Origin of the sequence: Vibrio profundi, assembly GCF_043642225.1 — a bacterium.
GTDB classification, from domain to species: domain Bacteria; phylum Pseudomonadota; class Gammaproteobacteria; order Enterobacterales; family Vibrionaceae; genus Vibrio; species Vibrio profundi_A.
Genome location: NZ_JBHZSF010000004.1, coordinates 191,962 through 213,964 on the forward strand (window position 1 = coordinate 191,962; position 22,003 = coordinate 213,964).

Annotated in this window: 24 protein-coding genes; 18 read left to right on the forward strand and 6 right to left on the reverse strand. The window is 44.0% G+C overall.

The window, feature by feature from the left end:
• The first annotated feature begins 24 nt into the window (after positions 1-24).
• The 5 genes from ACHUFI_RS09185 (at position 25) to ACHUFI_RS09205 (ending at position 3,191) form a co-directional block, all read left to right on the forward strand.
• Entirely contained in the window at positions 25-1,635 is a 1,611-nt protein-coding gene (locus ACHUFI_RS09185) for a methyl-accepting chemotaxis protein (protein ID WP_394248376.1), read from the forward strand.
• Between the two features lie 25 nt (positions 1,636-1,660).
• Positions 1,661-1,921, forward strand: coding sequence for a hypothetical protein (locus ACHUFI_RS09190; RefSeq protein WP_394248378.1), 261 nt, complete (start codon positions 1,661-1,663; stop codon positions 1,919-1,921).
• A complete protein-coding gene (locus ACHUFI_RS09195; protein ID WP_394248380.1) occupies positions 1,876-2,295 on the forward strand; it encodes a hypothetical protein in 420 nt (139 codons plus the stop codon). Before ACHUFI_RS09190 ends, ACHUFI_RS09195 begins: the two co-directional genes overlap by 46 nt.
• 127 nt (positions 2,296-2,422) lie before the next feature.
• Entirely contained in the window at positions 2,423-2,776 is a 354-nt protein-coding gene (locus ACHUFI_RS09200; RefSeq protein ID WP_394248382.1) for a hypothetical protein, read from the forward strand.
• A gap of 10 nt (positions 2,777-2,786) precedes the next feature.
• Complete coding sequence (locus tag ACHUFI_RS09205; protein ID WP_394248384.1) at positions 2,787-3,191, forward strand: phosphate ABC transporter substrate-binding protein; 405 nt, start codon at positions 2,787-2,789, stop codon at positions 3,189-3,191.
• Between the two features lie 63 nt (positions 3,192-3,254).
• On the opposite strand, the gene ACHUFI_RS09210 is transcribed toward ACHUFI_RS09205, so the two are convergent.
• The 6 genes from ACHUFI_RS09210 to ACHUFI_RS09235 all read right to left on the reverse strand — a co-directional run bounded on the left by ACHUFI_RS09210 (position 3,255) and on the right by ACHUFI_RS09235 (position 9,404).
• Positions 3,255-4,217, reverse strand: coding sequence for an alpha-L-glutamate ligase-like protein (locus ACHUFI_RS09210; protein WP_394248386.1), 963 nt, complete (start codon positions 4,215-4,217; stop codon positions 3,255-3,257).
• Between the two features lie 3 nt (positions 4,218-4,220).
• Complete coding sequence (locus ACHUFI_RS09215; protein WP_394248388.1) at positions 4,221-5,726, reverse strand: inactive transglutaminase family protein; 1,506 nt, start codon at positions 5,724-5,726, stop codon at positions 4,221-4,223.
• Between the two features lie 16 nt (positions 5,727-5,742).
• On the reverse strand, positions 5,743-6,483 hold the full coding sequence (locus ACHUFI_RS09220; protein WP_394248390.1) for an ATP-dependent zinc protease family protein: 741 nt from the start codon (positions 6,481-6,483) through the stop codon (positions 5,743-5,745).
• Between the two features lie 126 nt (positions 6,484-6,609).
• Positions 6,610-7,581, reverse strand: coding sequence for a tRNA 5-methoxyuridine(34)/uridine 5-oxyacetic acid(34) synthase CmoB (gene cmoB / locus ACHUFI_RS09225; RefSeq protein ID WP_394248392.1), 972 nt, complete (start codon positions 7,579-7,581; stop codon positions 6,610-6,612).
• Positions 7,582-7,654: 73 nt separating this feature from the next.
• Positions 7,655-8,383: a carboxy-S-adenosyl-L-methionine synthase CmoA gene (gene cmoA, locus ACHUFI_RS09230; RefSeq protein ID WP_394248394.1), complete on the reverse strand. Its 729-nt coding sequence runs from the start codon at positions 8,381-8,383 to the stop codon at positions 7,655-7,657.
• A gap of 154 nt (positions 8,384-8,537) precedes the next feature.
• On the reverse strand, positions 8,538-9,404 hold the full coding sequence (locus ACHUFI_RS09235) for a DUF72 domain-containing protein (RefSeq protein ID WP_394248396.1): 867 nt from the start codon (positions 9,402-9,404) through the stop codon (positions 8,538-8,540).
• Positions 9,405-9,690: 286 nt separating this feature from the next.
• Between ACHUFI_RS09235 and aspS the strand changes: the two genes are divergently transcribed.
• The 13 genes from aspS to tolA all read left to right on the forward strand — a co-directional run bounded on the left by aspS (position 9,691) and on the right by tolA (position 21,992).
• Complete coding sequence (gene aspS / locus ACHUFI_RS09240) at positions 9,691-11,469, forward strand: aspartate--tRNA ligase (protein WP_394248398.1); 1,779 nt, start codon at positions 9,691-9,693, stop codon at positions 11,467-11,469.
• A gap of 121 nt (positions 11,470-11,590) precedes the next feature.
• Positions 11,591-12,112: a crossover junction endodeoxyribonuclease RuvC gene (ruvC, locus tag ACHUFI_RS09245; RefSeq protein WP_394248400.1), complete on the forward strand. Its 522-nt coding sequence runs from the start codon at positions 11,591-11,593 to the stop codon at positions 12,110-12,112.
• A 132-nt stretch (positions 12,113-12,244) separates the two neighbouring features.
• Positions 12,245-13,705: a methyl-accepting chemotaxis protein gene (locus tag ACHUFI_RS09250; protein WP_394248402.1), complete on the forward strand. Its 1,461-nt coding sequence runs from the start codon at positions 12,245-12,247 to the stop codon at positions 13,703-13,705.
• A gap of 92 nt (positions 13,706-13,797) precedes the next feature.
• Positions 13,798-14,412 carry a Holliday junction branch migration protein RuvA gene (gene ruvA, locus ACHUFI_RS09255; RefSeq protein ID WP_394248404.1) on the forward strand — a complete coding sequence of 205 codons (615 nt, stop codon included), beginning with the start codon at positions 13,798-13,800 and terminating at the stop codon, positions 14,410-14,412.
• A gap of 71 nt (positions 14,413-14,483) precedes the next feature.
• Positions 14,484-15,488, forward strand: a complete 1,005-nt coding sequence (ruvB, locus tag ACHUFI_RS09260) for a Holliday junction branch migration DNA helicase RuvB (protein WP_394248406.1) — start codon at positions 14,484-14,486, stop codon at positions 15,486-15,488.
• A 551-nt stretch (positions 15,489-16,039) separates the two neighbouring features.
• Complete coding sequence (cydA, locus tag ACHUFI_RS09265; protein ID WP_394248408.1) at positions 16,040-17,626, forward strand: cytochrome ubiquinol oxidase subunit I; 1,587 nt, start codon at positions 16,040-16,042, stop codon at positions 17,624-17,626.
• Positions 17,627-17,639: 13 nt separating this feature from the next.
• Entirely contained in the window at positions 17,640-18,776 is a 1,137-nt protein-coding gene (cydB, locus tag ACHUFI_RS09270) for a cytochrome d ubiquinol oxidase subunit II (RefSeq protein WP_394248410.1), read from the forward strand.
• Positions 18,777-18,807: 31 nt separating this feature from the next.
• Positions 18,808-18,915, forward strand: a complete 108-nt coding sequence (cydX, locus tag ACHUFI_RS09275) for a cytochrome bd-I oxidase subunit CydX (RefSeq protein ID WP_000270284.1) — start codon at positions 18,808-18,810, stop codon at positions 18,913-18,915.
• Positions 18,908-19,210 carry a cyd operon protein YbgE gene (gene ybgE / locus ACHUFI_RS09280; RefSeq protein WP_394248412.1) on the forward strand — a complete coding sequence of 101 codons (303 nt, stop codon included), beginning with the start codon at positions 18,908-18,910 and terminating at the stop codon, positions 19,208-19,210. Before cydX ends, ybgE begins: the two co-directional genes overlap by 8 nt.
• A gap of 152 nt (positions 19,211-19,362) precedes the next feature.
• Positions 19,363-19,788: a tol-pal system-associated acyl-CoA thioesterase gene (gene ybgC / locus ACHUFI_RS09285; RefSeq protein WP_394248414.1), complete on the forward strand. Its 426-nt coding sequence runs from the start codon at positions 19,363-19,365 to the stop codon at positions 19,786-19,788.
• Positions 19,778-20,461, forward strand: coding sequence for a protein TolQ (gene tolQ, locus ACHUFI_RS09290; protein ID WP_394248416.1), 684 nt, complete (start codon positions 19,778-19,780; stop codon positions 20,459-20,461). The genes ybgC and tolQ overlap by 11 nt, the downstream gene beginning before the upstream one ends.
• Positions 20,462-20,464: 3 nt before the next feature.
• The gene (locus tag ACHUFI_RS09295; protein WP_394248418.1) at positions 20,465-20,908 is read left to right on the forward strand and encodes an ExbD/TolR family protein; all 444 of its coding nucleotides are present in this window, start codon (positions 20,465-20,467) and stop codon (positions 20,906-20,908) included.
• A gap of 13 nt (positions 20,909-20,921) precedes the next feature.
• Positions 20,922-21,992, forward strand: coding sequence for a cell envelope integrity protein TolA (tolA, locus tag ACHUFI_RS09300; RefSeq protein WP_394248420.1), 1,071 nt, complete (start codon positions 20,922-20,924; stop codon positions 21,990-21,992).
• Positions 21,993-22,003: the final 11 nt, after the last annotated feature.

A 22,003-nucleotide genomic window follows, 5' to 3' on the forward strand; every position in this document is an offset into this window, starting at 1 on the left:
GATTAACAGAATGGTGTTTTTATAATGAGAACTCGATTGGCAATATTTAGTGTGTTGGTGTTCGGCCTATTTGCTGGCACATTCATGCTTTATGGAAAATTGGAACAACGTGCTAAGGAAGATTTTCATCAAGTACAAGTTAACTTGTTCCCAGCGTCGGAATTAGCGGTAAAAGTGAACGGGCTTTTCTCCCAGTATGATCGGCAGATGAATAACGCTGTGATGTTATCTGAAGAGGAAAACGTAGAAATCGCTTCAGATCTATTCCATGAAATTCAAGCGGCACTCGCTGAACTTGAAACGAAAGTTAGCGATGAACAGCTGAGCTTTGTAACTGAGTTGACCAAAGCGTTAAACACCTACAATCAAACCACTCAAGCCATCGTATACGACTTTATTGAAGGTGAAGTTGATATGCATGTCCTTTGCAGCCGCGCATCAAATAACGCAAAGACGTTCGAGCTGCTATCTAAAAACGCTGAACAGCTGAAGATCACCCAAGCCGATAATTTACGTCAACTTATCGCGCAATCAGAGCAGTTCGCCGATAGACAGTATTTCAGATTTGTTTGGTTCAACATTATTGGGCTATCGGTGCTGATGTTATGCGCGGTGTACGCATTAATTAACGCTTCGCGGATGACAAAAAATATCGTTGCAGTGACGGAGTCTTTACGCAGTTTCGCGTCTGGAGAAGGCGACCTTTCAACCCGTATTGAATTTGATGGTAAAGGCGATTTAGCGAGCTTAGTTGAGCAATTCAATATGTTTGTAGCGCGCCTTGAAAATACCATGATTTCGACTTCTAAGAACGTTTCAAACCTGGTTGGAATTGCGGAAAGGCTTACTTCATTCAGCGACGAAAACCGACAAGTGATCATGAGTCAGCAGCAAATATTGTCGGACACAACAGGTGACATCTCTGAATTAATTATGGGCGTGAATACCATTTCCACTAGCGCAAATGATGCATCAAAAGAGGCGTCGCTGGCGAACCAAAGTGCCACTTCAAGTCAAGAAAATATCGAGAATACCATCGCGTCAATTACAGCGTTAGCCAATGAGGTTGAACACTCTGCGCTGGTGGTTGAAGAGTTGGTGTCGTTCTCAACCAAGGCTGGCGGAGCAGTGAACACCATAGGTGAAATCGCCGAACAAACTAACTTACTCGCATTGAACGCAGCAATTGAAGCCGCAAGAGCGGGTGAACAAGGTCGAGGGTTTGCTGTCGTTGCTGACGAAGTCCGTCAGATAGCGTCTAGAACTCAAGAATCGACTTCGGATATTCGCAGCATGCTAGGTGAACTTAACAAGATTTCTGAAAGTGCTTCTAAAGCGATGAACGCGGGTGTTGAAAAGGCGCACGTTGGCGTAAGTGAATCGACTTTGGTGGTTAGTGTTTTGGAATCTATTACTTCCAAAGTTGAAGTGATGACAGATTTAAACAGCCAGATCGCTACTGCTGCAGAGCAACAGCACACCAGTTCGAAAAGTGTTGACGGAAACCTGATGCTCATTGAGCAGACGGCGACGCAAGCAACAGAAAGTGTACAAAACCTTGTTCAACTTTCTGAAGAAATAGAGCGTGTAACCAGTGAACTACATGGTTTAACTCGCCAATTTAACGTTGATTAACAACAAACATAAAAATGGATTTGATATGAATTATTCAAAACTTGCTATAGGGGTATTGGCATCACTGGCGGTTAACGCTGTGGTGGCTCAAGAAGTGACAGTAAACGGTTTTGCCAGTGTAGGGCTAAGCCAAGCAAATAATGAATCCGGTTATGCGGGGGAAACGGACATTTCAGAATTTGAATCGGAGTCTAAGCTAGGCATTCAAGGCTCGTTTCGTCCAAACGACAATATTGATCTATGGTTCAACTTGTTGCCAGTGCACAAGATACCGATGGCGATATGAATCGCGAAGACTGGGAGCCTGAAGTGACTTGGGCATACCTTGGCTATGAATTTGACAATGGTGCGAAAGTTAGAGGTGGTAAGCTTCGTCTTCCTCTGTTTATACTTTCAGATTACCTAGATGTTACCTACTCAATGCCTTGGGTTCGAGGGCCTGAAGAAGTCTACGGCAAGGTTATCATCAACTCATTTACAGGTGCAGATGCGTCTTACGATATTGAGCTCGATGAGTCGAACATCACCCTGCAAGGTTTCTATGGTAACAAGAAAGACATTGTTACGAATGGTACAGACGTTGATAAGCTACTTGGCGGCGCAATCTCATGGACAGACGATATTCTTACTTTAAGAGCTGGATACACAAGGTTCAATTGAGACACCAGCGTATTCTTACAACCATCCTCAATTTGGCTTAATTAATATTGACCAATCGAGTGATAAAGCGAGCTATGGAAGTTTAGGGCTACGCTATGAAAACCATAATTATCAGCTTTTAACTGAAGTGACAAAAACCGATATTGAAGGTGTATTTTCTGACAATATGGCGGGTTACGTGAGCTTTGGTTACCAGTTTGGTGATGTCACGCCTTACGTGATGTATGCCAAAGCTGAAACGACAGATAATGATGAACACTCTCCTCAAGGTGGGTCATACAGCCAAGCTTCAGCACCAATGGATAGGGATACGTACAGCGTTGGCGTACTCTGGGACATTCAACCGGGTCTAGCGCTGAAAGGCGACGTAACTTATGCAGAGAATAACTTGTCTGACACTGATCGTGCAGCCACTTCACTAGAGCTTAACGGTGAAGAAGATACCTTTGTTTACACCATCAAAGTCGACGCGACATTCTAAGGAGAGAATTATGAAAAGATTCGTTACTGCTGCATTCGGAATGTTGTTATCACTAAATGCAGTCGCTGCGCCCGTAGTTATTGGTTCACTTTCGTTGCCTGATGGGTTATCTGCATCGGACGTGAAGAAAATTTACCTAGGCAAGAAAAGTAAGTTCAACGGTGGGGACTTTTCTTTGTTAGAACTTCCGGCTTGCGATCCGCTTAAAGCTGATTTTCATAATGCCGCGACTAAAAGATCGCTTTCTCAATTAGAGGCATTTTGGTCGAAGAAACGGTTCACAGGGAAGGGAACACCGCCACCTGAAGCGAGCCAAAGTGATGTAAAAGCCCAAGTTGCTTATGGATCGAATGTCATAGGATATGTCGATGAAAGTATGATAGACGGAAGTGTAAAAGTACTACTTAAGTTATAAAAGAGTATCGATAGAGAATAAAAAAGCCCTGTATAAACAGGGCTTTTTCGTTAGTCAGTTAAGCTAGGTATCAACACCAAATTGCTTTGCAGCGTAAGCGACACGCTCTGCAGGTTTTGGATATTCTGCTGGCATACCTAAACTTTCAATATGATGCAGTCTCGGTAACAGGCCACAACCGTTAGCAATTTGAATTGCTAGACCTGGGCGGGCATTAAGCTCCAGTACCATTGGTCCTTCTTCTTGGTCTAGGACCATGTCTGTCCCCATGTACCCCAAGCCTGTCATTTCCCATGCGCTAGATGCAAGGGTTAACAGTTTTTCCCAATGTGGAACTTGCAGGAGTGCAAGCTCCTTATCGGTATCTGGGTGGTGAGTAATGGGTTGGTCAAACTGTACTGCTCGAACAGCTTTACCGGTAGCGATATCAATGCCTACACCAACCGCACCTTGGTGCAAGTTCGCTTTACCATCTGACGCTGAGGTCGATAGACGCATCATCGCCATTACCGGGTAGCCCTTGAATACGATGATACGTACATCAGGCACGCCTTCGTAACTGAAACCGTCAAAACAGCTATCAAACTTAATGAGGTTCTCGACAACAGCGACGTCGTTTTTACCACCGAGTGAAAACAGGCCCGCTAACGCGTTACTGATATGTCTTTCAACATCTTCTTCGTTGATAGTTGCACCAGATGGCTTGGTGTATACGCCATCTTTGTGCGAAACCACCACAAGGATGCCTTTACCACCACTGCCTTGCGCTGGCTTAATTACGAAGCCTGGCCAGTTCTTAACCATCTTGTGAATCGACTTAACTTCCGCTTGATGGCCTATCACCCCGATCAGCTTAGGTACAGTTGCACCAGCTTGCTCTGCGATGATCTTGGTTTTCAGCTTATCATCGACTAACGGGTACTTTGACCGATCATTGTAACGGCCAATGTAGCTGCTATTACGCTTATTCATTCCCATGATGCCTTTATCACGAAGTTTGAATGGCGAAGTTAGTTTATCAAACATAACCTAGTCCTCCGCTAATGGCTTAAAGCGACGAAGTTCAGTTAAACGGTAACCAGTGTAATTACCTAGTAGTAAAATGGTTGCCAGAATCACTAATTGCAAGCCGATGAAGTTGAACGTTAAGTGCTGGATGAATGGGTTAGTCATACCTAGGTAGACAAGAATCGCAGTGAATAGTGAACCACCACCTTGCAGCATTACTTCTTTCGCACCTTCTTCTTCCCATAGGATAGACATACGTTCGATAGTCCAAGAGAGGATGATCATTGGGAAGAACGTGATCGATAGACCTTCGGTGAGACCAATCTTAAATGCTACTACCGTAAATACAGAGATAATCATGATTACCGTGATAATCACGGCGGATATCCTCGCAACCAATAAGAGGTTGAGTTTAGAAAGATAGCTACGAATGATTAAGCCGGTGCCGACAATAAGCAAAAAGCCGACAATACCTGTGACAAGTTGAGTTTGAACAAACGCTACGGCAATAAGAACAGGCATGAAAGTACCAGAAGTCTTAAGGCCGATAAGAACACGTAGGAATACAACAATTAGCGCACCGATAGGAATAAGCATGATGGTCTTAAACATCGCTTGCTCTTCAAGTGGCAGACTGTGAATTGACAGGTTAAGCAGCTGGTCAGCAGATACTTTGCTGTTGGTCGCTTCAGTTGGAGATACTTCTTGAGCGATCATTGAGAAGTGAACTTTACTATTTTGTCCACCTACGACATCTAGCAAAGATACGTTCGATTCATCCCATATAAGAAGGTTCGTTTGAGTTTGCTGTTGGCTAGATTCAGGAGAGAAAAGAACCCACTCTTCTTTATCCCACACATGAATCATGTTTTGGATACTTTGGCGACGACGGCCGTCTTCTAATTCAATAACGCCGACCAGTTTGTTCTGGATACCTGCATAAGACAAAAGCTTGTGCGCAGCATTCACTTTACTCATGTTATTGAGTAAAAGGGCTGAATTCTGGCTATCTGGATCGTTAAGAATTTTGATGAGCTCACGGGTGAAGGTTAGGTTGTCCGCTGAACGTTTGGTAGCGCGGTCGATAAGCGCGACAGCTGCCGCTTCTTCTGGGCCGTTGAATGTTGGCTTTTCAACTTCGCCCTTTGGAGGAATGGCTTCGACTTTAGCTTGGTCATCAACAAGGAATTGAGTTTTGTAGTAAATCGTTTGAGGGCCATCAGCGTATCGGATAGACCATTCGGCGCGGCGGCCTGCGTCTGAGTTTACATAAGAAATACCGTAACCAGGTGAAGAGGCTGACTCACCGATTAAAGTGTAGTTCGATTGAGTGTGAGGCGCAGCTAAGGAAACTTTCGCTTCTTTGCCGGTAGCATTGAACTCTACGCGAGCTTCAATATCCCAAACTTGGCGAGTTTCTCCTGGCGTCCATGGCACGCCATATGTGGTATGCCGAAATATACTAAGAGTGATACCCGCTACAATGAGTAGCGCAATAGAAATGTAAAAAGGAACTCGTGACGTCATAGCTTACCCTACTATTTTATTTATCTTCCGTTTGAACGTATTTCTTACTAACGTCCACTAGTGCGATGTCTTTGATGAATTCGCGCCCTAGTAATACAGGGTGACTCATTTGAGAGCGATCTGCCAACGTAAATTGCGCTTTTTCATGGATTTTTCCGACTTTAACCCACAATTCTATCACTGCGCGTCTTTCGGTCTCATCATTTGTCGACTGACGTATTTTTACGTAGCGAACCACTGGTGCCTGAATCCATTTTTGCTCAGAAATATCTTGAGATGAATCTGCTAAATGAAATTTCACCCAGTTCTTTCCGTTTCTTTCAAATTCTTCGATATCAACGGCATTAAGCGAAGACGTTGTCGCCCCGGTATCGACACGAGCATCAAAGTCTTGCCCAATAGAATCTAGAGTGACTCTTTCGACAGCACCTAGAATCGTGATGTGTTCCTGAGGGCTTGAAACAGGGGTAGGTTTAGTGCTGACTGTTTTTTGCTTTTCTTTTTTAACTTCGTCTTTTTCCATCTGGCTTAAATGAACATCCATTTGTTCTGAAAGTGCCAGGATTTCAGTTTCTAAACTTTCGATATAATCACTTTGATTACTGAGCTGTAACTCAAGGTTTGTTACCTTGTTTGCTACGTTAGTTTCTGATTCCTGAATGGCTTGGAGAGTTTGCTGATGATATTCAGCACCGTTATTAAGAGTACACCCGGAAAGTAGACCAATAGCGACTATTGGAGCAAAGCGTTTGTACATAAAAAACCTTTTATTTGATGGATAACTACAGACTATCCGAGAGTTTAGCCTACAAAAAAGGATGCGTGAAGCATCCTTGTGTAAACGTCACGTCATACTCAAATATGATCGTTAAATTCGCGTCAATTACGGCTTATTTGCAACCAAAACAGCGCGTCGTGGAGCAGGGTGACCTTCCACTGTTTTCGTTGGATCACTCGGGTCTAAATAGTCTGGTAATGAATTGTGCGTCATCCAGTCTGTCGTGCGCTGTTCGCCCACGGTCGTTACATTCTCATCAACGATACGCACATTGGTAAACCCTACTTGTTCTAGCCAGCGCTTAAGTGCTCGAGCTGAAGGGAAAAAGTACACATTACGCATTTGAGCGTAACGATCGACGGGTACTAGCACTGCATTTTCATCGCCTTCGATAACCAGTGTTTCAAGTACCAATTCACCACCTGAAACCAATTGATCTTTTAATTGGATTAAGTGATCGAGAGGCGAACGACGATGGTATAGCACGCCCATGCTAAATACCGTGTCATATGCTTCTAGTTTTGGTAGTTGTTCAATACCTAATGGCAATAAGTGCGCACGTTGATCGCCACCCATCAATTTACGGATCGCTTCAAATTGAATCAGGAACAAATGTGAAGGGTCGATGCCAACACATAAGCGAGCGCCTTCGCCTAACATACGCCACATGTGGTAGCCGTTGCCGCAACCGACATCCAAAACAGAACGATCTTTTAGCGGAGAGATATGCGGAAGAACGCGATCCCATTTCCAGTCACTACGCCACTCTGTATCGATGTGAATGCCGTGGACGGTATATGGCCCTTTTCTCCAAGGGTGGAAAGTTTTCAGTAAGCTTTCTAACTTTTTAAGTTCGCCTGAATGAAAAGGGGTGTCATTTGTTAATGTCACTGAGCTTTTCAATTCGACTTGATCAGGTGAACCTTGCGGGATTTTATTTAGTGCACGCAACCAACGGTCAAAATCCCCATGCTCTGCGTTCTGCCAGTCGGTCAGTTGCTGCGGTAATACATTTAGCCAAGGCTGTAAGCGTGTGTCTTGGGCAATCAATTGGTAGAAATTAGCAAAGTTAAACATGGGATTTCTTAACTGTTATGTGAAAAATTATTTAGAACCTAGAACCTAGAACCTAGAACCTAGAACCTAGAACCTATTTTATCGCGAACATTGAACCAAAGTTAAAACATTGGAACCACACTTCGCTGCTAGAAAAACCGATTTTAGTAAATCGTTCTTTATGAGTTTGAATTGAGTCTGGACGCATTACATTTTCGATTGCACTTCGCTTCTGGCTCACTTCTAACTCGCTATAGCCATTGGCGCGCTTAAAATCGTGATGCAAATCGATCAACAGTTCGTTCGAGTTCTCATCGTCAAAAACGTACTTCTCTGAAAGAATTAAAATGCCACCAGGTCGTAATCCTGCATGGATTTTTTCTAAAAGCGCGTATCGGTCGTCAGGGGAAAGAAACTGTAAAGTGAAGTTAAGGACGACGACAGAGGCGTCTTTGATTTCAATCTCACGGATGTCTGCTTCGATCACATCAACAGGCGTATCACTGCGATAAGCGTTTACGTGTAACTTACAACGTTCGACCATCGCCGCAGAATTATCAACGGCAAAAATAGTACATCCTTCTTGCTGAATGTGGCGTCGCATTGAAAGCGTAGCCGCCCCCAAAGAGCAGCCTAAATCATAGATGTTTGAATGAGGCTTTACGAATCTTTCGGCCAACATGCCAATGGCTGAAATAATGTTGCTATAACCGGGAACTGAGCGCTGAATCATGTCAGGAAAAACTTCCGCTACGCGTTCATCAAAGGTGAAATCACCGATCTTATCAATAGGAGCGGAAAAGATAGTGTCTTTGTTGCCCATAATGTTCTCTCATGGCTGTAAGCAAATTAGGCAACCATTTAGGCTGCCTAAGAAAAGGGGACGTATTTTACGTAATAAACGGAGTTATGTCACGAAAACAGTTAATGCGGTCTGAGCGGATTAATAAGGTTATGAAAACGTAGACAATAGCGCCCTAAAACATGGAGATCTGATTATTCCCTTTTAGTGCAGGAAACTCAGCGAGCTTGGGGAGTGATACGATCGCTGATAATTGCTGATAGAGTTCAGCAGCTAACTCGGGTGCTTCAACGTTGTCTGGTGTGTGGATCATCACGTATGGCTGTTTTCCTTGTTCGATCCACTCTGGAAGTTTTGCTAACCACGGCTTAAAAAACTCTAAGTTGGCGTCACGCTCCGGGTGCCCAATGAACCGGATCATCGGTTGTTCGGCGGTGGCGATTGCATGAACGGGGACTCGAGGCTTTTTTTGATGAGCATCAATCACAGCCTCCGTTGTCGGTGGAGCGGCGAAAACTGGGCGGCTGTCCATGATAATTCGATTAATTCCAGCTTCTACCAGCCAGTGGTTAAATCGCTTCTCTTTATCACCTTTATTGAAGAACCCCATATTTCTGACTTCAACGCCAAGCTTCATATCCTCCGGGAACCATTGACAGAATTTCTGCAATGCTTCTAATGAGTCGGGTTCAAACTGATGCGGTAACTGAATGGTCCATTGACCAATTCGAGAGTGTAATGGTGCCATGACGTTAAGAAATTCTAAGAGTTCTGCTCGGCAGTGACGAAGCTGTTGCTGGTGGGTGATAAATTTAGGCAGTTTGAAAGTGAAATCAAAAGCGTCGTGGGTTGCTGAGTGCCAATTGTTTACTGTAGAAGCCGACGGCGTAGCATAAAACGTAGTATTGCCTTCTACGCAGTGGAAAACAGAGGCGTATTTTTCGAGCCTTTCTGCAGGCTTAGTGCCTTTTCCATAAAAGCTTGATTGCCAATCAGAATGGGACCACATGGTGAGTCCTAGCTGTAATGGTAATGCTTGCATGATGCTCCAGTTGCGATGAAAAATAACCGAATAATTTACGATAATAGACTTTTGCTGATTAGGGTACTTTCAAGATATAATTATCGCAATTTTTTTGGTTTTGGTGAATATTTGCACGCTTGATGCGTTAAAAAGCAGCAAAGCCAGATAAAACACAATAAATTCGAATGCGGAAGGTCGATTTTAAGCGAGTTTCCGCGTATAAATGATTCTTTGCTCTGTTGTATGGATATGACCATCGACAGCTTGGAAATTAGTAAATTATTAAGAGATTGGGAAATTCATTATGCGTACCCATTACTGTGGTAACCTGAACAAGTCCCTGGCGGGACAAACTGTAGAATTGTGCGGCTGGGTAAACCGTCGCCGTGATTTAGGCGGTCTTATCTTTATTGATATGCGTGATCGTGAAGGCATCGTTCAGGTTGTTGTTGATCCAGATATGAAAGATATCTTCCCGATCGCTAACCAACTGCGTAATGAATTCTGTATCAAGTTTACTGGTGAGGTTCGTGTTCGTCCTGACAGCCAAGTAAATAAAGACATGGCTACTGGTGAAGTAGAGCTGTACGCGACTGGTCTAGAGATCATCAACCGTTCAGAAGCGCTTCCACTAGACTTCAACCAAACGAACTCTGAAGAACAGCGTCTTAAGTACCGTTACATCGATCTTCGTCGCCCTGAAATGAGCGATCGTATCAAGCTTCGTGCACGTGCTTCTAGCTTCGTTCGTCGTTTCCTAGACGAGAACCTATTCCTAGACATCGAAACACCAGTACTGACTAAAGCGACACCAGAAGGTGCTCGTGACTACCTAGTACCAAGCCGTGTTCACAAAGGCAGCTTCTACGCACTTCCTCAATCTCCTCAGCTGTTCAAGCAACTGCTGATGATGTCTGGTTTTGACCGTTACTACCAAATCGTTAAATGTTTCCGTGATGAAGATTTACGTGCTGACCGTCAGCCTGAATTTACTCAGATCGATATCGAAACATCGTTCATGTCTTCTCAAGAAGTACGTAACATCACTGAAAAGCTAGTTCACGATATGTGGAAAGAGCTTCTAGATGTTGAACTAGGTCAATTCCCAGTAATGCCTTTCTCTGAAGCGATTCGTCGTTTCGGTTCTGATAAGCCAGATCTACGTAACCCGCTAGAGCTAGTTGACGTGGCTGACTTAGTTAAAGACGTTGAGTTCAAAGTATTCTCTGGCCCTGCTAACGACGAAAAAGGTCGCGTAGCGGTTATCCGTGTACCAGGCGGTGCTAAGCTAACTCGTAAGCAAATCGACGGTTACGCAGAACATGTAAATATCTACGGCGCGAAAGGTCTAGCATGGATGAAGGTTAACGACCGTGCTGCAGGCATGGAAGGTATTCAATCTCCAGTTGCTAAATTCCTAAGCGAAGACGTAATCAACGGTATTCTAGATCGCACTCAAGCTGAATCTGGCGATATCATTCTGTTTGGCGCAGACAAAGCGGGCATCGTTGCTGAAGCGATGGGCGCACTTCGTCTTAAACTAGGTACTGATCTAGAGCTAACAGATACATCTGCATGGGCTCCACTGTGGGTTGTTGACTTCCCAATGTTCGAAGAAGACGGCGAAGGTAACCTACACGCAATGCACCACCCATTCACATCGCCACTAGGTGTGAACGCGGAAGAGCTAAAAGCGAATCCAGCAGCGGCAAACTCTGATGCATACGATATGGTAATCAACGGCTACGAAGTTGGTGGCGGTTCTGTACGTATTCACAACGCAGAGATGCAAACGGCTGTATTCGGTATCTTAGGTATCGAAGAGAAAGAGCAACAAGAGAAGTTCGGCTTCTTACTAGATGCTCTTCAATACGGTACTCCACCACACGCTGGTCTAGCATTCGGTCTTGACCGTCTAGCAATGCTACTTTGTGGTACTGAGAACATCCGTGACGTTATCGCATTCCCGAAAACAACAGCTGCAGCATGTCTACTAACAGACGCGCCAAGCCTAGCGAACCCAGCATCACTGGAAGAGCTAGCTATTGCGGTTAAAGCTGCTGAGAAGAAAGAAGAAGCGTAATTTCACTTCTAACTCAGTAAGTAAATTTGAAAATGCCCGTTATTTAACGGGCATTTTTTTTATCGTCAGATATACTCTGCCAATCAATAAAAGCATGTGTAAATAAACAGTAATTTAAGTTATGTCTATTATCTTAGGGATTGATCCGGGGTCACGCATTACCGGCTACGGAGTCATTCGTCAAAATGGTCGTCACTTGCAGTATTTAGGAAGCGGCTGTATTCGTACATCCGAAAAAGAACTCCCTGGGCGATTAAAGCAGATCTACGCAGGTGTCAGCGAAATCATCACTCAGTTTCAGCCGGATGTGTTTGCCATTGAACAAGTGTTTATGTCGAAAAACGCAGATTCAGCACTGAAGCTGGGTCAGGCGCGTGGCAGCGCGATTGTTGCGGCGGTAAACGCGGACCTACCAGTTTATGAATATGCAGCGAGACTGATCAAGCAAGCGGTGACAGGAAGTGGTGGCGCGGATAAATCGCAAGTGCAACATATGGTGATGACCATGCTGAAGTTGCCTGCAAAACCTCAGGCCGATGCGGCGGATGCACTAGGGGTTGCGATTTGTCATGCGAACACCAATAAAACGTTGGTCGCGTTAGCGGGTAAAGCTACCGGGGCGAAGAAAGGGCGATACCGTTAGTGTGATGAAGAGATTGTTTCAATAAATGAAATGAGATCCTATAAGCACTATTTCAATAAGTATATTGTCAGGAATTTAACATTTAAATAACATTGGTCGGAGGTCTTACAAGTTAATCAAGGATGATCGCTGATGAACCCAATAAAGCTGTGGCGTTCATTGTTTATACCCAAAACGCACCAATGGGGAAGCAATGAATCTAGGCAAGCCGATATACTTTTACTTTTTACATTTATTGCTTTTTTGGTAGGTGCTTATAGCCTCATAAAGTGGACAAAAAATGGAGAGGAAACACTCGTCTTCACATCAATATTTTTAATTGTCCTAGAGCTGATATCTGCAATCGTGCTCAAAATCACTAAACGACCTGTACTTGCTTTAAATTTTGGTTTTGTAGGTATGTCGGTTCACGCATTAAATATCATTTATCAAAGCGGTGGTGTGGTCGAATCCACTCAAGCCTATTGGGTGCCACTTTTGGTCGTCGCTTTTTTCTTATCAGGCACGCGTATAGTTGCTTTAGCGTGGAGTGGCATAGTGATAAGTGTGGCCTTAGTGATGACATATGCTCACTTAGAAGGCTTTCATTTTCCTGAATTAGCTTTAAGTGCTTCTGCGGTGAAAGTAGAAACCTGGTCTGGAGTGATCATGCCGTTAGTGGTGATCTGTATCGCGCAAGCTTTTACTGCGAAACAAAAAGAAGTGGCGATTGATTTAGCTGAAAAGGCGACATCTGAAAGTCAACGAGTGGCAAATAAGGCGATGAAGGGTGAACAGCAGTTATCTGTAGTACTCGAACAAGCTAATTCCAACTCACAAAACTTACAGGGTGTATCGGTGCATTTGGATCAGCAGTCGACGGATCTTCACTCTCAAGTCGAGGCACTCAATCTAAACTGTGAGTCACAAGCAAGCGCGGCAGAACAGATGAGCCAACAGTTACATCAGATGACTGAAGGGGTCGAAGAGTCAAATGCATTCGTTGCGGAGTTGAAAGCAAGGAGCGAAGCGGTTGGTGATAAAGCTCAGAAGAGCTCTGAATCTTTGGTCGCTTCAACGCAAGCCATTAGCCAAATCATTGAAAGTAATCAAGAGATAGTCAAAGTCGCCGATCTCATCACTTCAGTGGCTGAACAAACCAATTTGCTAGCGCTTAATGCTGCTATTGAAGCGGCTCGCGCAGGAGAGCAAGGTAGGGGGTTCGCAGTCGTGGCGGATCAAGTACGGGAGCTTTCTGCGAAAAGTAGCCACTCTGCAATTGAAATTCGCAGTTTACTTGATAGAAGTGCTCATGAAGTAGAGCAAGGGCGTCAAATCATAGAAGCAAGTGGAAAAGAAATGAATGGCATCATCTTAGAGGTCCAAACCATTTCTTCAGATGTGAATCAATTAACCGACATCATGGCTCTGCAAATGGATTCCCTGAAAGAACTAGATCTCGCGAGCAGCGATGTTGCAAAAAGCGTGGTAGAAACTAAAACCGTTTCAGGCTTAGTTGCCAATTATGGCTCAGAATTAAGTGGTCAAGTTGAGTCGGTAAAAGAGCTAGTTGAGAGTTTAAACAGCGTTGTATCTCAAGCAAAACTTACCTAAATAATTCCTACCTTAAACCATAAAGGACTGGATAAGCATCCAGTTCTTTTATATTCTGTGTCCCAAATATTATTCCACCAAGAGAGTGAATTGTGATTGGACGTCTTCGCGGCATATTAATTGAAAAGCAGCCCCCAGAATTACTGATAGAAGTGAGTGGCGTCGGCTACGAAGTACAAATGCCAATGAGTTGCTTTTACGAACTGCCGAACGTTGGTGAAGAAGCCATTATCTATACTCATTTTGTGGTAAGAGAAGACGCACAACTTCTTTATGGTTTTAATACTGTAAAAGAGCGAGCGCTATTTAGAGAAGTCATTAAAGCCAATGGAGTTGGACCTAAGCTAGGGTTAGGGATTCTATCGGGTATGACCGCAAGCCAATTTGTCACAAGTGTAGAACGTGAAGATGTTTCGACACTCGTGAAGCTTCCGGGTGTTGGCAAAAAAACGGCTGAACGCTTAGTAGTCGAAATGAAAGATCGATTGAAAGGGTGGGGAGCTGGCGATCTATTCACTCCGGCAACGGATGCAGCGCCTATCGATTCCGCTCCAGTTGCTGAGCAAAACGCGGAAGAAGAAGCCGTAAGTGCGCTGTTAGCACTTGGTTATAAACCGACTCAAGCCTCCAAAGTTGTGTCACAGGTTGCGAAAGCAGGAATGAGTAGTGAACAACTCATTCGTGAAGCACTAAAATCTATGGTTTAGCTCTTAACCCCTAAACGAATTTAAAAATTATTACTTTACTGCGTAAGTAAAGGTTAGGAACGACAAGTTATATGATTGAAGCTGATCGACTGATAGCCCCGGATAACCCAGTCTTTAAAGAAGAAGACGTTATCGATCGTGCCATTCGTCCTAAAAAGTTAGAAGATTACCGCGGGCAAGACCACGTTCGTGACCAGATGGAAATCTTCATTAAAGCAGCACAGCTTAGAAATGAAGCTTTAGATCATCTATTAATATTTGGCCCTCCAGGTTTAGGTAAAACGACGTTGGCTAACATCGTTGCCAATGAAATGGATGTGAATATTCGGACGACCTCTGGACCTGTGCTTGAAAAAGCTGGCGACCTAGCAGCACTACTGACCAACTTAGAAGAAAACGATGTGCTTTTCATTGATGAAATACACCGTTTGAGTCCAATGGTCGAAGAGGTGCTTTACCCTGCAATGGAAGATTACCAACTCGATATTATGATTGGCGAAGGGCCTGCAGCGCGTTCCATTAAAATCGATTTGCCTCCTTTCACGTTAATCGGTGCAACGACAAGAGCGGGCTCGTTGACTTCTCCTTTACGTGATCGTTTCGGTATTACTCAACGTTTGGAATATTACAAAATTCCAGATCTTCAGCACATTGTTCAACGCAGTGCTGATTGCTTGAACCTGTCAATGGAGCCTGAAGGGGCGCTTGAAGTGGCAAGGCGTGCTCGTGGTACACCACGTATCGCAAACCGTTTGCTAAGGCGTGTTCGCGATTTTGCTGAAGTAAAAGGTAATGGACATATTTGCGCGGATGTAGCGGATAAAGCCTTGAACATGCTTGACGTCGATGCCGAAGGTTTTGATTACATGGATAGGAAACTGCTGCTAGCGATTATGGAGAAATTCGGGGGCGGGCCGGTTGGATTGGATAATATGGCAGCTGCAATTGGTGAAGAAAAAGACACCATTGAAGACGTGTTAGAGCCGTACTTGATTCAACAAGGATACCTGCAGCGAACCCCACGAGGTAGAATTGCAACAGATCGAGCATATTTGCACTTCGGAATCGACAAATAGATGTGTTGTCACAGATAACGAAAGAGAATACTTAGAGCCTAGTCATTTGTACTAGGCTTTTTTTTAAGCTAATAAGTTGAGGTAATGAGAATTATTTTCAACTGTCATTTTTGAAAACTATGATTGAAGAAAAATTGGCGCCATAAAAATTGAAACAAAGTTCTACAGAGTTTGTTAAGAACTTGTGGGTTTGGGTGGTGTGATTGTTATCTGTGTGACAATTAATTGTCACCTATATCAACGTTGGTTATAACTGAGGTTAAATTGGTGGTGATTTTGCTCATAATTGTTCAAAAATAACTCTAAATAGCCATCGCTAAGTTGATGCAAATCAAAGCAGTAATTTCCTATAAATCTTTTGAAACATACTGATTTTAGAAGTAATATTAGCTCCAGCTATATTAGCTGATGCTTAACAATAATCTAACTATAACGGTACATTTTTGCTACAAGATTTCGAATTGCGGTAACAACTCTTCTTGTGTTGTAACAATCGATATTGAAGGCAAAAATACACAAAAGTGTCATTCAGCCGACACAAAGGAGTTACCATGATTGATGTTGTTGATCTGTCGCGATTGCAATTTGCATTGACTGCGATGTATCACTTCTTGTTCGTTCCATTGACTTTAGGTATGGCGTTTCTTCTTGCCATTATGGAGTCTCTTTATGTAATGACCGATAAGCAAATCTACAAGGACATGACAAAGTTCTGGGGTAAGCTTTTTGGTATTAACTTCGCTCTTGGTGTGGCTACCGGCCTTACCATGGAATTCCAGTTTGGTACTAACTGGTCCTACTACTCCCACTACGTTGGCGATATATTCGGGGCTCCTTTAGCAATCGAAGCGCTTGTAGCATTCTTCCTGGAATCCACCTTTGTAGGCCTTTTCTTCTTTGGCTGGGATAGATTATCTAAGCGTCAGCACTTATGTGTTACTTGGTTAGTAGCTCTAGGTTCTAACTTTTCTGCGCTTTGGATTCTGGTCGCGAACGGCTGGATGCAAAACCCAGTGGGTGCTGAATTCAACTTTGAAACCATGCGTATGGAAATGGTGAGCTTTGCAGAAGTAGTACTTAACCCTGTAGCTCAAGTTAAATTCGTACACACAGTAGCGTCTGGTTATACCACGGGTGCGATGTTTGTTCTTGGTATCAGTTCTTACTACATCCTGAAAGGTCGTGACCTAGCATTTGCTCGTCGTTCATTTGCTATTGCAGCATCTTTTGGTATGGCTGCAATCCTTTCTGTAATCGTACTAGGTGATGAGTCTGGTTATGAGCTAGGTGAAGTTCAGAAAGTGAAACTAGCGGCTGTAGAAGCAGAGTGGCACACAGAAGAAGCACCAGCGGCATTTACTGTTTTTGGTATTCCTAACCAAGAAACAATGGATACCGACTACGCAATTAAGATCCCTTACGTAATGGGTATTATTGCGACGCGTTCTCTTGATAAAGAAGTAACGGGTCTACGTGACCTACGTGACGATCACGTAGAGCGTATCCGTACTGGTATGTACGCATACGAGCTTCTGGAAAAACTTCGTGCTGGCGACCGTTCAGAAGAAAACAAAGCAGCGTTCGATGAAGTGAAGGGCGATCTAGGTTATGGCCTGCTTCTTAAGCGTTACACTGAGAACGTGGTAGATGCGACAGAAGAGCAAATCCAAGCTGCTGCTGACGATTCTATTCCGACGGTTTGGCCTCTGTTCTGGTCGTTCCGTATCATGGTTGCGTGTGGCTTCATCATGCTATTCATCTTTGGTGCTGCGTTTGTACAAACGTGTCGTCAGAAGATCGAACAGAAACCGTGGGTTCTTAAAGCGGCACTATTCGCTATTCCATTACCATGGATTGCAATTGAAGCAGGTTGGTTCGTAGCCGAGTTTGGTCGTCAACCGTGGGCTGTGGGTGAAATTCTACCAACGCATGTAGCAGCTTCTGCGCTGACTATTGAGCAATTGTGGACGTCATTATTCGCAATTATCGCACTGTACACAGTGTTCTTAATTGCAGAAGTTTACCTAATGCTGAAATTTGCACGTAAAGGTCCTAGCAGCCTGAAAACAGGTCGCTACCACTTCGAACAAGAAGCTAACTCTGTTGAAGACAAAGTCGGCCGTTCAGTCGAAGTATAAGTGAGGGAATATTATGTTTGATTACGAAATCTTACGACTTATTTGGTGGGTTCTGATTGGCGTTTTGCTAGTTGGGTTCGCTGTAACTGATGGCTTTGATATGGGGGTTGCGTCGCTTTCACCTGTTATCGGCAAAACTGATACAGAGCGTCGTATCATGCTAAACACGATTGCCCCTCACTGGGACGGCAACCAAGTTTGGCTAATCACCGCAGGTGGTGCGCTATTTGCGGCGTGGCCACTGGTATACGCAACGTCGTTCTCAGGGTTCTACCTAGCAATGTACGTAACTCTAGCTGCGCTTTGGCTACGTCCGCTTGCTCTAGATTACCGCTCAAAAATTGAAAACCCGAAATGGCGTAAAGCTTGGGACTACGCACTTTGCTTTAGCGGCACAGTGCCACCAGTCATCTTCGGTGTTGCATTTGGCAACCTACTTCAAGGTGTACCATTTGAGCTAAACAACCTGTTGATGTCAGAGTACAAAGGTACTTTCTTCGCTCTGCTTAACCCATTTGCACTGTTGTGTGGCGTACTTAGCTTGATGTTATTCGTACTTCAAGGCGCAACTTGGCTACAGATGAAAACAACAGAAGCGTTGCACGTTCGTGCTCGTGGCGTTGCACAAATCACGGGTCTGATTGCAGTCGCGTTATTCATTGCTGGTGGTTTATGGGTTCAGTCAATTGATGGTTACGTTATCACTAGCACAATTGATACATTCGCTGACTCTAACCCACTAAACAAAGAAGTGGTTCTGGAAACTGGCGCTTGGATGACTAACTTTGAAACTTACCCTGCGCTATGGGCAGCGCCTGCACTAGGTGTGGTAATGCCACTTCTAGCAGCGATCGCTTCTCGTATTGAGCGTGGTGGCTTTGCATTCTTATTCTCAAGTCTTGCTAACGCTGGTGTTATCTTGACCGCGGGTTTTGCAATGTTCCCATTCGTAATGCCTTCAAGCCTAGTACCGAACCACAGCCTAACGATGTGGGATTCAACAGCAAGTGAATTGACACTTGGCCTGATGACAGCAGTTGCTGCGGTAATGGTACCTGTGATTCTTGCTTACACGACTTGGACTTACTACAAAATGTTTGGTCGTCTAGACAAGAAACACATTGAAGATAACGACGTTTCAGCTTACTAAGCTAGAAGTTATATAACTTAGGAGAAATTTTATGTGGTATTTCGCATGGATTTTGGGTGTACTTCTGGCATGTGCATTCGGCATCATTAACGCTCTTTGGTTAGAGCACTCAGAAATGATGGATAAAGACAGTGAGTAGTCTTGCTGAGCAAATAAGTAAGCTTCATAGCCCACTAGATAAAGCGCTGATTCGCGCTTTATCACTTATCCTCGGCTTTATGCATGTAGGGTTAGTGATGTGGGATCCAGAAGCGTACTCAGTTAGTATCGGCGGTTTTAATGCCGTAATAGCTCCATTGCTAATATGGGCGGTTTGCTCCAGCATGGTTTACGGTATTGGCTTTAAGCCGAGAGCATGGTTTTGGCAGATTCTTTTCAGCCCATACTGTTCATTAAGCATCTTGTTTTACCTAACTGCGGTTTACTATTTCTAAGTAAACGATTGCTCGGTTTCTAATCTAATTGAGGCTATCTTATCCAGATAGCCTCATTTTTCTCCACTCAAATCAAAAAATTAATCGCCCTCTTGTACCATTCTCAAAGACTTGAGTTATAGTGAACCCTTTGTTGATCTCATATTAGTGGTATGAATTTGCAGGGACGAACTGAACCTTTCAAATGGCCTGTGACAGTCTATTACGAAGATACTGATGCAGGAGGAGTGGTATATCATTCCAACTATCTAAAGTTTTTCGAAAGAGCTCGAACTGAACTTTTGCGTTCTGTTGGGGTGTCTCAGAACATTCTTCTTGAACAAAATATCGGGTTTGTTGTCCGACACATGGATATCGATTTTATCCAAGGGGCGAGGTTAGACGATCAGCTTCAAGTGGTCACCACAATCTCAGAGCTCAAACATGCTTCTCTTACATTCTGTCAGGAAATCGTAAATCCTGATGACAAAGCATTGTGTAAAGCAATGGTTAAGGTAGCATGTATCGATAACCAAAAAATGAAACCTAAGGCTATGCCGCAATCCATTATTTCGGAGCTAATCGACAGTGACAGCTGATATCTCAATTTTAGACCTTATTCTCGACGCTAGTTTACTTGTTAAATTAGTTATGCTGACGCTAGTAGGTATGTCCGTGGCTTCTTGGGCAATGATAATTAAGCGTAGTAAGGTGCTTTCACAAGCAGCTAAAGATACTGAAGTATTCGAAGACAAGTTTTGGTCGGGTGTCGATCTTGCGCAACTTTACCAAGAAAGTAACAAGCGTAAAGATGACTTATCAGGCACAGAAGAAATTTTTTATGCAGGCTTTACCGAGTTTGCTCGTTTGCGCAAATCTAATGCAACGTCGCCAGATTTCATCATGGAAGGTACAGGCCGAGCAATGCGAGTGTCTGTTGCCCGTGAAATTGACGAGCTAGAAACTAACCTCCCATTTTTAGCGACTGTTGGTTCGATCAGCCCATACATTGGCCTTTTTGGTACAGTTTGGGGGATCATGCACTCTTTCATCGCACTGGGTCAGGTGAAACAAGCGACACTCGCTATGGTCGCCCCAGGTATTGCTGAAGCGTTGATTGCAACAGCAATGGGCCTATTTGCTGCGATTCCAGCAGTAATGGCATATAACCGATTTAGCAGCAGTGTTGGTAAGCTTGAACACAACTACGCAACTTTTTCTGAAGAGTTTCACAGCATCCTTCACCGTCAGGCGATGGCGGGCAGGGATTAATCAATGGCTGGATACCAACCTAAAAAGCGCAAAATGACCGCAGAGATTAACGTTGTACCCTATATCGACGTTATGTTGGTTTTGCTGATCATCTTTATGGTGACGTCCCCGTTTGTGACTCAAGGGGTGGATGTTGAATTACCTGAAGCATCGACCGCAAAATCAGCGCAAGAGCTAATGGGTGATGACAACTCTAGCTTTATTATTGTTGAAGTTGATAAAAACGGTGAACTTGGACTGAGTGTCAATAACGATGAGGTTCAACGTGGATTATCGTTAGAAGATATCATCGTACGAGTGAAAGCAGAGTTATCGATTAATCCTACCTCACCAGTTGCGGTTGGGGGAGATGCAGCGACTCCTTATGCTGAAGTCGTCCTTTTACTCGATGAGTTGAGCCGTGCCGGTGTACCTAAAGTTGGTTTATTAACGGATATAAGGGAATAGCTCCGTAGCACTCATGAAAGATACTAAGAAGAATAGAAAGAGTAACTATGGTAAGCCTGTCGTCATCTCGGTTGGTCTTCATACCATTTTAGCCGTTGCCTTACTTTGGGGCGCGGACTTTACTATGTCTAAACCAGAGCCTAGCGGGCAAATGGTCCAAGCGGTGGTTATTGATCCGCAATTAGTTCGCGATCAAGCCAACCAAATCCGCAAGCAGCGTGAAGCTGCTAGTAAAAAAGAACAAGAGCGACTAGACAAACTTCGTCAGGAAAGTGAACGTTTAGAGCGAAATCGTAAAGCGGAAGAAGAAAATATCCGCAAGCTAAAAGAGCAGCAAGCCAAAGAGGCTAAAGCAGCTCGTGAAGCAGAAAAGCGCCGAGTTGAGAAACAAAAAGAGCTTAAAGCTGAACAAGCTCGAGTGAAGAAAGAACAAGAGCGTGCCGCAAAAGCGGAAGCTGACAGAAAAGCGAAAGAAGCGGCGGTAAAGAAAGCGGAACAAGAGCGCGCGGCTAAACAAGCCGCAATAGCGAAAGCCGAAAAAGAGCGAATTGAAAAAGAGAAAGCAGCACAAGCTGCGGCAGAAAAAGCTCGTAAAGAGAAAGAAGCCGCAGAGCGAGCTGAAAAAGAGCGAATTGCAAAAGAGAAAGCGGCAAAAGAAGCAGCAGAAAAGGCGCGTAAAGAGAAAGAGCGACTTGAGCGTATTGAACGAGAGAGAAAAGAGCAAGAAGCTGCACTGAACGATATCTTCGCGGGCTTGGAAACTGAAGCGTCTCAGAATACATCGGCAAGGCAGCAATTTGTTACTTCAGAAGCGTCTCGATACGGAGCGATTTATACGCAACTTATTCAGCAAAATCTTTTACTAGAAGACAGCTTTCGTGGCAAATCATGTAAGGTAAATCTAAAGCTTATTCCTACAGGCTCAACAGCTATATTAGGAAGTTTAAGTATTTTAGATGGGGATAGCCGACTCTGCGCCGCGACTAAGCGAGCGGTAGCTCAAGTAAAGTCCTATCCATTGCCTAAAGACCCAGATGTGGTCAACTCGCTAAAAAATATCAACCTGACTGTATTACCAGAGTAAAAGGATTAACC